9 protein-coding genes and 1 pseudogene are annotated in these 11349 nt (G+C 47.4%); 5 read left to right on the top strand and 5 right to left on the bottom strand.

The features are described 5' to 3' along the window. The coding region (locus AACY11_RS27725) for a hypothetical protein (RefSeq protein WP_339496234.1) at window positions 1–219 on the top strand (219 nt) is incomplete at its 5' end. 95 nt (window positions 220–314) lie between these two features. On the opposite strand, the gene AACY11_RS27720 is transcribed toward AACY11_RS27725, so the two are convergent. The 5 genes and pseudogenes from AACY11_RS27720 to AACY11_RS27700 form a co-directional block, all read right to left on the bottom strand. Continuing rightward, window positions 315–917 carry a hypothetical protein gene (locus tag AACY11_RS27720; RefSeq protein ID WP_339496233.1) on the bottom strand — a complete coding sequence of 201 codons (603 nt, stop codon included), beginning with the start codon at window positions 915–917 and terminating at the stop codon, window positions 315–317. Continuing rightward, complete coding sequence (locus AACY11_RS27715; protein WP_339496230.1) at window positions 914–1231, bottom strand: hypothetical protein; 318 nt, start codon at window positions 1229–1231, stop codon at window positions 914–916. Before AACY11_RS27715 ends, AACY11_RS27720 begins: the two co-directional genes overlap by 4 nt. A gap of 79 nt (window positions 1232–1310) precedes the next feature. Next, window positions 1311–1641, bottom strand: a pseudogene (locus AACY11_RS27710) (inositol monophosphatase family protein); the annotation flags it as partial. Window positions 1642–1678: 37 nt separating this feature from the next. Continuing rightward, window positions 1679–1963, bottom strand: coding sequence for a hypothetical protein (locus AACY11_RS27705; protein ID WP_339496228.1), 285 nt, complete (start codon window positions 1961–1963; stop codon window positions 1679–1681). 231 nt (window positions 1964–2194) lie between these two features. Further along, on the bottom strand, window positions 2195–2881 hold the full coding sequence (locus AACY11_RS27700; protein ID WP_339496226.1) for a hypothetical protein: 687 nt from the start codon (window positions 2879–2881) through the stop codon (window positions 2195–2197). 681 nt (window positions 2882–3562) lie between these two features. Between AACY11_RS27700 and AACY11_RS27695 the strand changes: the two genes are divergently transcribed. The 4 genes from AACY11_RS27695 (at window position 3563) to AACY11_RS27680 (ending at window position 10331) form a co-directional block, all read left to right on the top strand. After that, the gene (locus tag AACY11_RS27695) at window positions 3563–4813 is read left to right on the top strand and encodes a DUF4427 domain-containing protein (protein ID WP_339496225.1); all 1251 of its coding nucleotides are present in this window, start codon (window positions 3563–3565) and stop codon (window positions 4811–4813) included. A gap of 133 nt (window positions 4814–4946) precedes the next feature. Continuing rightward, window positions 4947–6353, top strand: a complete 1407-nt coding sequence (locus AACY11_RS27690) for a tyrosine-type recombinase/integrase (RefSeq protein WP_339496224.1) — start codon at window positions 4947–4949, stop codon at window positions 6351–6353. Next, on the top strand, window positions 6350–9688 hold the full coding sequence (locus AACY11_RS27685; protein WP_339496223.1) for a hypothetical protein: 3339 nt from the start codon (window positions 6350–6352) through the stop codon (window positions 9686–9688). The genes AACY11_RS27690 and AACY11_RS27685 overlap by 4 nt, the downstream gene beginning before the upstream one ends. Beyond that, window positions 9669–10331: a hypothetical protein gene (locus AACY11_RS27680; RefSeq protein ID WP_339496221.1), complete on the top strand. Its 663-nt coding sequence runs from the start codon at window positions 9669–9671 to the stop codon at window positions 10329–10331. Before AACY11_RS27685 ends, AACY11_RS27680 begins: the two co-directional genes overlap by 20 nt. Window positions 10332–11349 lie beyond the last annotated feature (1018 nt).

The following is an 11349-nucleotide window of genomic DNA, read 5'->3' as shown; positions in this document are numbered from 1 at the left end:
CAACATTTCCATGCTGATCACCCTGTGTTCTCCTGCTCAAAAAGTGAGCAGAAGCAGTTGAACACCTGGGTCAGTTTTCAGTCGGCAGAACAGCCTCTACTGGGTCAGTTTTCGGTCAGCGGCAACAGATGTGGGAGCTGCCGGCAATGTCCAAGCTGGGAAGTGATCTCGGCGATCATGCAAGCGGAGCGCGCAGACCATGATGGTCGAAGAGCGTAAGGATGGACACCCGAAGGGCCGAGACCCAGCGTAGCTGGGCTCGGTTTACGACAGCCGCTCCCGAAGGGATACGCCCGACCGCCTTGATTAAAAGATTACCGAACAGCTCGTTGATCAAATGACCGAGGCACTACTCCCTGCGCGCAAATATCGTATGTCCCGCGCAATGCCACCTCGTCTCCAGACGAGACCCTGACATGGGTAAAGATCGTCGACAGAAAGCGTTTCCTTTCGCCGTTGCCGAGCTCAGACCAAATTCTAGGCTGTCCTTGTGCATCAGGGATCGCCAGCCGGTCGAGGAGATACTCTTCCAGGCTGTGCAGACGTTGCTGGCCATCAATCAAAATTTCACTGTTCTCGGCCAATGTCCTGCCAGCGCTCTCTGGCTCGTACCAGTCATTCGTGAGGTAGCTCCCCAGATCCCCAACTGACCATACTGCAGAGATGAAGCGAGACTTCTGACCGAGGTTCCACTCCAATCCGCGCGCCCAGGTTGGCACGGGAATGCCCATAACGAATCGCGCAGCCCATGGAAAATGTTCACGAGCGGAGGAGGGGTCTAAGAGATACTTTTCCAAATGGCTCACTAAGACCTCGAGGGGACAATGACTGACGGTCGTAGGCAGAAGACGCTGTGGCATATGGATATGCAGGTCTGATGTTCCGCCGTCGGCGTAGCGTTTAAAAAAGGAAGTCATGATTTTCCTGGGTAGCTCAGGTTGGTCGAAGTATTCGGGTAAGTACGGGCGCATCGCCATGCATCCACTGTTGCAATGATCAGCAGATCCCGGTCTGTGGTGATATCGATCTGGCCGCTATCGGCCAAAGCCTGTGCATAGCCCTCGGCATAGGCCGCCGTTTTGTTGAATTCGGATGCGCAGGCTGAGGATTCGATGTAGCTGATCAGCCGCTCCCATGTGCGCCGCTGGCGGTTGCCGAAAATCGTGAAGGGGAACGATAAGGCGCCGCTGAGACGCTGTGCGAAGTCATCTGTCGAAGAGGTCAAAGCCATTGCTCAAAAAGGGTGCTTACTTATGACAAACGGTTTTTTTTGGAAAACCTTGAGCCTGAAGTGATTTTTTTTGAAGAGATACGGGTTTGCCATAGCACGACAACCCAACAGATATGGCAGAGCCTGCGAGGCCTCTCAAGAAATCACTGGTGCCATCGTTTGGGTCGATGACTCAGCAGAAAGGATATCCAGAAAGCACATGACCGGTCTCTTCACCCCACCAGTCGCAATCCATAAGCGCCAGCAGCTCGGCACGGAGCAGAACCTCAATTTCGATATCAATTTCTGCGTTGTCTCCGGATCCTCTACGTCCATCTGGACGGACGCATTTCTCAGCCAAAAAGAGCGCCGGCTCGCTCTACCCCTTCGATGACTTGGTGAAGGATGTGCTGCAGCCATTGATTAGTTATGGTGATCTTCGAAGTTTGAGGACAGGGCGTAGCCTAGCTACAGTGTTGGAAAACCAATTTCATACCGGGTGTATCTGGCTTGAAGTGCTTCGGCGATTTCTTTAAAACCGGCGCTTGATGGGCCGTTGTCCCAGTACCACTGCTTCATATCCTGATAGATCTGAAGATGGACACTGTCGAACCCTCCGCGATGCTCATCGATGTCGAAGGTGTACCTAAAAAGATCGAGCTGATAGAGGACGTATTCTTGTAACCGATAGGCTGTTCCATACATGCCGTCGAGTAGGATTTCGCGATGTATTACGTATGGTGACTGGCGCATCAGAGACCTCTCGCTGAACCCCTGTTTGGGGAGACTTCTGATTTGTCATGCAACTGGGCAAGCGGAGCGCGCAGGCGTGAGGGTGGAAGCCCGGAGGGCGAGGACGGCGAAGCGCTGCTTGGCTGCCTTTGTCATTACTTCAAAGTTGGCGTCTTTCCACTGAACAGCGCTCAACACCGTTCTCAAGTGTGGCGATGCTTCGACCAGTCCTATGGCCGTTCGACGAAACTTCTAAGGCATCTTCCATTTTTGAGGCGGGCAGATGTAACGCTCCAACATCGAAGAGCTGGAGTGACCGACCATGGAATCTACATGCTCCAGTACGTGCGGGCAGAATCCGGTGGGCATTACTGCTTCAGAGGAGAAAGACTGACGGATATCAAGATGATACTGATGAGATGACGGGTCATCGCCGTTAGATATTTCCTCTGCGCAGTCATGGAGAACGGGTGTTTCATACTGCTCAATCCCCAGGCTATTGGACTCAAGCACTTCTTTGACTGCAGACCAGAACAAGTATTCGGAACGGCCAGAATAGACTTCATGTTCACACGAAAAATCAACCTCCAGACGTCGATTGAGATCCAGTTCTTTGATCGGTTCCCACAAGGCCTCGATGGCAGGGAAGGTGGCGCCCGCCACTTCGTCACTCAAGAAGATACGAAGTACGTCTTTGTGGACGGAAACCAGCTTCACCCCGGACATTGCGCCTTGGATGTGTGCCTGCTCTAGAGTCTCAATGGCGAACCTGTCCCCTAAGGGTTGGTTGTAGAGGACAGCGAAGCGCTGCTTGCTAGCGGTTGCCATCAGATCAAGATTGGGTGTTTTCCACTGAAGAGTGCTGAGCACAACGTAGTGGAAAGTATCATCGAGAGCTACGGGAGCGCATTCCGGGTGGAACAAGGCTGAAAATCTCATAGCGACTTATCTCCTAGGTGGTAGAGGAACTGAAGACCAAGGGGGTGAAGTGGTCAAGGAATAACAGAAGTGTCTACAAGTTTTGCGACGGATGAACAGTATCGTGAAAGTATACCCGTGCCCTTCATTGCAATATTTGATAGCGATATAAACTTATGGAGAGCGTTTGATATATACCTTTCGCTTGTCGTTGTAAGTCGTGCTGATTCGCTTGTCGGTCAGGAAAAATTGGAGACTGAATGTAAGTGTGTAAGGGCAGCATGAGGGCATCCTTTGTGAATAAACACCGCCCCACCGAGTGGGGGGTAACTACCAAGTCATTGATATAGATAGAAAAGCTAGACGATCTACTGGCGCGACAATATAGTGTCGTAATTATGAGTGTGTATTGTAATTTAGGCGTATTGTCGGTTCGGTGGAAGGGTCATTGATAAAGATTTCTACACTTTGTTAATTTGTTTATGTTTGTGGTGTGTTTGATTTGGTTTTGTTGTTGTGTGTATAAGTCAATAGATGCTTAATTAACTATTGGTGTGAGAAGTTTGTGTTTTTTTGCGCTTTGGTACTTGCCTGAAGTGCTCGGGTGGACTATTTTTTTATGCACTACAAGGGTAAAAAAACTCTCATCAAAAACCTCTAATTAAGAGGCGAGGGCCGCTTGTCCTAAAAAAAGGAGCCCATATGGCGCAGCGAACTGATGTCGAACAGCCCAATCGCGTCGTACATTATTTTCGAGACGTCGATCTCACTAGCGGCTCACGGCCCGATTTCATACCGGAGAGTTTTGCTCCCAACTGTTGGGCTGAAGATTGCTGGCCTGGACGGTTCCTATTGAGAGTTGCTATTCGCTTCCATCACATCTGGGCCACCTTCGGCGTCAGGAATGGGCATGCGACGATTCAGGGACGCCATCCTGCTGTTTGTTTTTCAGGTTTTAGCGTCTCTGATTTAGTTGCTGTTCGAGATGGCTTGGCAGCGGCCAGCGGTGCAGTCACTCAATACGCGATCACGTTCCCTACGCCTTCAGCGGAGCAAGCTGGCGCAACGAAGGTAGTTCAGGGTGGAAACCTACGAGTGATGCTTCAAACAAGTCACCCGTCAGAGCCTGTGACCCAGGATGAGATTTGGCGCAATCAGTACCGCTATATGGATGGGCAGCTTGATATCTTCGGTAATCAGACGGCGGAGTTGGAATGGCGCTGGCCTTATACCCGGAATTATCGCCGCGCCATCGAGAAAATTGAGAGAGAAGGGCACCTTGGAGACAAGCTGCCGGGACTAGATCTGACCCAAAAGAAGTGGTCACAAGTCGGTGTGGTAGTAGCCACCGAGGCTGATGCGTTGAGGCTTCAGTACGACATCTTGTCCCTTATCGACCAGCGGTTTGTATCGGTAGATCACTTTGACCATCTCCTGGTATGTGAACGATTGCCGGCGGGACTGGACGGGCTCACTGCGGCAGAGCAGGAAGCTTCGATGAGAGCGGCGTGCTTTGACTTCAAATCTTGCATGACGGTTTCCGAGGAAGCTGCTGCGGGAGCTGTGGCAGATTTCACGGAGCGCGTTTCTGCACTGGAGGCTTCATCTCTGAAAAAGGAGACCCAAGAACGTGGCGGCTGCTGGGTTTACTTCGAGGATAACTCCCACCCTTATGTGCGAGCGCTTTTGAAAGGGGGGCGCGTGGTTGTGAACAAGTCTGGTCGGTATCTAGGTACGTTGAACGAACTTGGCCGTGGGCGCGATCTGCGCGAGCGGCAACTAATCGTCAAAACGCTGTGCAAGCAACTGGAGCAAGAGCACGGCGTGGCCTGCTCTTATTTCAGCGTGCGCGACTCCTGGCTCCCCGATGATCTTCCTAGCTATTGCGGGCATCCGTGGAGCGGATTTTTCCGTATTACATCCGAATCTGACGAAGACAATGTCGCCAGCTAGCGATTCGAGCACGAGGGTTATTCGTGCTGTATGTGTGATGTTTGAAAAGCCAGGGCTCTGTTTCTTCATAAGCGTTGCTTCGTCGGTAGTGAGATTTGGTTTTGTGCTTTCTGCCATGATGGGAGTTATATGTATGTATAAGTTCAATCTGGTTGGATCCGTGTATAAAGGGCGTAGCTGTCCCAAGCTGATCTGCATAGATGAGACGGGACGCGGATTTGAATTTATCCCGTTTCGTATATTTCTCACGGAAATGATTGATGCCAGTATGGCACCTAATTCCGTAACCAAATATCTCTACTGTTTGGTTGGTTTTTTACGTTATCTGTTTACAGGGTTTGAGCTCGCGGGCGCTTTGTCGGCGTCTGTGGCTAACCAATTGTGCAATGGCTATTACTCGTACCTGGTTTATGGGGATAAGTCGGCTGATGAGCTCGTAAAAAATATAAGTATTGAGTGCCCTCGTCGTGGTGTGTCGCCAAGGACGGCCAGGAACTATCACGTGGTTGTGACGCAGTTTCTGTGTCTCAATAATCTATTTCTTGTGGATCTGCGCAATAGCTCTGCGTCGAAGCTGGAAATGGATTTCTCTATCAATTTGCTAACGGCATTACAGGAGTTTTCAAGTCGTATATTGTTGATTGGTAGGATAAGTCTGTGGGGCACAGGCAGGAAAAATGTTGGTAGATCGCAGAGGCTATATCGCGACATTCCGAGGAATAACCCACAGATCCAGATAATTGATCAATCAAAGTTTTTCCCGTTGGAGCTTATTTCAAGCTTAGTCGAGCGCGCCACATGTTACAGGGACGCAGCAATTTGGTGCCTTTTGGCTGCTACGGGCTTGCGGATATCCGAAGTGTTGCAATTGCTTTGGGAGGATATAGATTTCTCTGAAGGTAAAGTGTATGCAGTAAATCCTAAAGAGCGCGAAGATATAAAGCTTTCTTATATTGGGTTGGGTGAAATAGAAATAAATAGGTTGAGCTGGAAAGGGCGGCGTACGAAATTCACCTTTTTGATTGAGCCCTATGCGAAGATGTTTTTTGACGCGCTTTCGCTTTATATGAAGTATGAGTACGATGCTAAGGCAAGACACAATTTTATATTTCAAGGCGCGGATGCTAAGCCTCTTCGTTTTTGTGACTATAAATTCAATGTAATCAGGCCCTTTCAATCTGCTGCCACAGAAGTATTAGGGGAAGGATTTATTAGGCCTTATAAAATGAAGCTTCATAGCCTGAGGCATAGTTTTTGCGTGTTCCTTAAAAATTTTATATTGCACACAGAAGGCATGGGGCTTTCGGATAGTGAGATAATTCTTCTAACTGGGCATGCTTCGGTTGAAAGCGTTCAAACATACGCAATCATAGATAAGGTCAAGATCGAAGAAAAGCTCGCGCTGGCGTTCATTATGAGGGATAACCGACACAGAAAGAGCTTCAATGAGCTAATGCTTATATATCACACGGATAGAGCTAAGACATTCAAGAAAGCGGTTGAGGAAGAATTGAAGGCTCAAGAGGTTAAGGCTGCATGATAAATACATCTCTTGAACTAATATTTCTTAAAGAAAAGCGCGATCTTGATCTGGCTCTTCATGATTCAATTGTTACCTTAATGCAACTTTCGGAGATTAGGAAAACCCAAGCTGATATATGGGGCTTCTGGAAAATTTTTGAAATGTGTGGCTACGCAAATTATGATGCAAAAGACCTCCTGACACATATGAATAACTTTTGCTTAGAGGCTTACCGGCGCTCTGGGCGTATCAGTCAGATGGAATTTGAAAAATTTCTCCAAGTTGGCAGTTTTGGAGAAAAAAATCTTCGTAATACGTTTCGGACAGGCTGTCGCATATTGCTAATGTTGATGTATAAAGCTGAGTGCGTGTTATTACCGTACAAATTTTCAAGACCTAAGGGTACATGGATGGATGATCCAGAGAATGGAGTTAATTGCTATACTCCTCTGATGCGGTCTGTTCAGCTTGAAAATATCTATAACTCTCCGCAATCGAAAGCTCGTGATAATCAGAATTATGCAGAAAGGAGAGCTAAGCGTCTGGCGGACATGTCAACCAAGGTTTTGTTTGCATCCAATTGGTTTTCGCCAGCAGATATTAATTTGGAAGATTGCGTAGCATGGCAGCACGCGCGCAAAACTAAGGTTTCCTCTAACGGACGTTTCGAAATATCCCCGATCCCATTTGCTCAGTTATTTTCCCATATCAATACGGTTTTTCCTGGGCAGCTTTCACGAGATATATCGGAAGCTTCAGTCATATTCCAAGCTGGCAGGGGCGCCCGGAGGCGGCGAATAGCTGACGGTGGCGTTGTAGAAAAAATATTCGACCATGTACTGACTGTTGATAGTGTATTGCAGACGCTTGAAAGGCACCGTAGTAAATGCCATATGACTTTTTTTGGGCCTACGGAAATCAAGTGCTTGAACCTTGGAGAGTTACTGCGGAAAAATAACATTCATTGCACGAACCATATTGAATTATGGCTAGAGCTCGAAGCTGACTTTCTAGACCAGCATGGGTATGAAGTAGTAGATGCTTGGGGCTCAATGTTTGGTAGGTTTAATTTCTACCTTTTTATGTATTTGTCAACTTGGTTTCGAGATAATCCATATACCGAGTTGGTGTATCCTGCCACTCCAAATAACTTTGAAGGGCGCATATTTTACAAGGCACGGGCTGAGACTGGATCAGAAAGGCCCCTGACGTTTTTAGAGTTTTCAAAACTTATGGGGTTTTCGGTCGCAAAGCCTGTAACTAGCAAGCTTAAAGCTTTTTTTGAGTGGATAATCATCGGTGCCAGTAATAGATTTGGCTGCGATAGTGTTGTGCAGCCTGTGTTTTTTCAAGAGAAAGCGAAGAAAAAAAAGCGTTCGGTGAAAAATATACATGAGGACGAACTGCTCACTCTGCATTCTGAATTTCTTTTATCACTGATGAGTTTGGCGCAGCATATTAGTCAAGATGTGAATTTGTATGTGCGTTCGGTGGAGGCAGCAAGATACAACAAGGACTGTTTAAATCTTTCAGAGTTGGGTTATGTTCCATTTGTTTACGTGGATAAATGTGCCATACCAATAACTGAAATAGACTCTCGCTGTTTATTGTTTGTTATTCACAGTGGAAAAAAATATTTCAACCCTGCATCATTTATATTTCCATTTGTCCTTGCTCAAGGTGGAATGAGGGCGCAGAATTTACAATGGCTTGATTTTAAAACATATGACTATTTTGCGCGGCGGAATGTCGACGAAATATATGGAGTGGACGTATTATACGTTAATACTGATAAAATTTACGAACAGCCGTTCACCGTCATTTGCAGAAATATAGTCATCAGCTCGTTAGATGCCCAGAATGTTTGGCGTAAACAGATGGTCAAGAATGGTGTGACAGCTTTTGATCGGCCAGTATTTTACGAAGGTAGGGCCTTAAGCAAGTGGGGAGAAATTAATTGTCTTTTCGCTCATGATCCTGATTCAGGTAATCCAATATCAGATGGACAGTATGAACGTATCCATCGCTTTCAAGCACTGAGTTTTCAAAAGTGGGTACACGGATTTTACGGCGAGCGGCCTCAATTCATCGCTTTGATTCCGATGCCGCCGGCAGGTCATCCCAAGAATTTCTACGATTGGGATGAGTGGATGGCAATGCCCCTCCCTCGTGAGGTCGGCGTTGCGCTAGAGCGCATATCTCCTGATGATGCTCCATTCTCGCCAGTCTCTTTTAGGATCAAAGTAACGGCACATGGTGCTCGCGCCTCTCATTTGACAGACCTTCTTAAATATGAAAGTGCTGAGCTAGTCGCGAAATCTACCGGGCAGACAGCGGGGGCTGTTTCTTATTACAACCGGGGTGAGCACTCTTTGATTCAGAGAATGGCTGGTGCATTCAATCATAAGGATCACCCTAAGGCGGCGATCATAGAAAATTTGAAGGTGTCTGAAAGTGACCTTGTTCAAGAGTTGTTTGCATCGATAAAATTTAACACGATACCTGATTTCATCATTAAATATGGGCTTACCAAATTATATGTTGGAGAGAAAGGCAAGAAGGGTGGTGCTGGTTCCAATATTATTGCCTCAGATATTCCTTCTACGGTTATGACATGCTCCACACATTTGTGTCCGTATGGATTCGACTGTCCAGACAAAATGGTTACGTTGCTTGGCGGTTACGCAAGATGCTCCATTTGTCCGGAAGCAATTTTTGCCACGCATTTTATCTATGCGGTTTCTGCTAAAAGGCATCAATTGGCGGAAGAGCTGGCAGAATTGCAAATTAAAATTAGACACGCTCGAACTGTAGATAAAATCAATAAGTCAGACGCTGAGCTTCTCCAGTCCAAGCTCAATAGAGCGGCGGAGGATCTGATGGGCTGGTATCTAATTGAGCGGTCGCTGGACGTAATGTTGGTGCAGGGTACGGAGAACGATGTAACGCCCAATTACTTGACTGTGAATTCAGATAATAATGGTTCTCATACCAACGACAAAGCAACTGTCGTTGCCTCAGATTCCGTAAGTAAATTTTTGTTGCGAGTTGAACAAGTTTACGATTTTCCGCAATTCTCATCCCCCGGGTTCACTGACAAGATGAACCGGTGTGTACGCCTGATTTTGGCCGAAAGAGGGGATCTGTATGAAGCGATTATGCTTCCAAGTGATCCGCAACCTCAGATTCACTTAATGGCAACCCTTCGACAGTTGATGGAAGTGGGCGCGGTTGATATGAAGCGATTGGTTGACCTCGTCAATATGACTAATGATGAGTGGAGCAAGTACCTGGTCAGTGGTAGAACAACATTGCCAGAGGTGAAGGTGCTAGATGAATTACTCAGAAAATAATCCTTTCAAGAGTTTTCAGCAGAATAGCGTAGAGCAAACGATGCTTCTGTTGATTGCTGCGTTAGAAGAATGTGTAGAGGTTAGCGCGTCTCCTGAATGCGTTACTCATTTGGCTAAGCAGTGTGCGAGGATCATGACTCATCACAAGCGACTTGCCTTCGCTCAGTTAGTTTCTGGAGCCAATCTATCTGAAGTGAAGCCGATCAAAGCGGTGTCGCATTCAAACCTACTTAAGACTGAACGGTATCGAGTGTTACTAGACGAATGGATGGTAAAGCACACAAACTTGATAGAGGCGGCGCAGCAGCAGGCTTTGGTCAGAGAGCGTAAGCTCAAGATTAAATTGTTAGATGTCACTAATCTCAATAGATATTTAGAGAATGAGCTTAAAATGCTCGAAGCCGACGCCGAGGCAGACCAGGGAGGAGGAGTTGACTCCGCAGCAACGCTTGTTGACGAATTGGAATCGGCATATCGCACAATTGATAGCTTGATCAATGAATTCGAACCCTTCATCGCAGTGGAGGAAGGGGGACTCATAGTAAACAACTCTATAGGATCGAAGCTCGTAGATAGTGTGGATTTTTATGGTTATCTACGTTGGAAGCAGGGCGTCATTGCTGGCCGGCGCTTGAAGCGCTAGGCGTTATCTACCTGTAGGCATGGCTCTCATTGCTGCGGAAAAGGCATCGAATTTTCTTTCCTCAATCCGTCATTTCTCTTAGCAGCGGATTACCCTCCACCTTGATATCGTGCCCTCGTTGACGTTCCTATGCTTGTCAATACGCTTGGCGACAACCACGTGGCACTAGCGGCAAAATGCAGACGCAGCGTTGACCTCCTTACTGTTCTCACTTGAGTGGCCTTAGCCGATCTATCTCTTCTCCGGACTGCCGAAACCGCAAGATTTCTTGTTGTAGATTCCATAGGTTGCCCTCAACCAGCTTAGCGTCTGGGCTTCTGGTGCTTCTGGTGCTTGTAGAGGAGTCTGGGCACTTATTATAGATATTCACCTTGCGTCAGCTTATCTCGTTGATTAACATCAGGAAATATGAAGTGTTTTTTTTGATTCTAGGTCGGGTCACCCAGATAAGGGTTCGAACCTGCCCTGGGACACCATAATAATCAGGTAGTTAGCTAGGTTTCTCGATAGCTCCCTCGATAGGGTTTTCTCTCCAGTCCCCACTTCTGAGCGCTCGGTATTGAGTTATCAACTTTCCAGGGGAATTGGATTCTTCTGGCCTATTTCCGAAACTGATGCCTTGGCCGTTCTCTTTACCTGTGTAATTGCATCCCAATTGAAAAGTCATTGCACATTTCAACCGATCCCCTTGCGTCGGATTTGACTCGCGCGCTTCGAAAGTATGATGAATGATGCCTGTGGTGGCGACAGGCTGAAATCGGCCAGAAGCAGACGATCACTACTTCAAGTTTGATGCCATTTCTACCGCGAATACGAGAGATTCCGAGAGCTACGTGAGGTCGCATTCTAATAATTCGACTAACTGCCTAGCCAGACTGTTCGATTCAGTTGTGGACTTGCCCCTACCAAACCGGACACCAACTCCCCGTTAAATTGATGCTGCCGCTAAGCGCCTGAACTCCCTCGGAGAGCGATAGTTCAAGGCGCTGTGTGGATGCTGCTCGTTGTAGTGCTCGAA

Origin of the sequence: Pseudomonas sp. RA_105y_Pfl2_P56, from assembly GCF_963970845.1 — a bacterium.
Lineage (GTDB): Bacteria > Pseudomonadota > Gammaproteobacteria > Pseudomonadales > Pseudomonadaceae > Aquipseudomonas > Aquipseudomonas baetica_A.
Note: the sequence above shows the minus strand (reverse complement) of the source record. Positions and strands in the feature narration are given on the sequence as shown.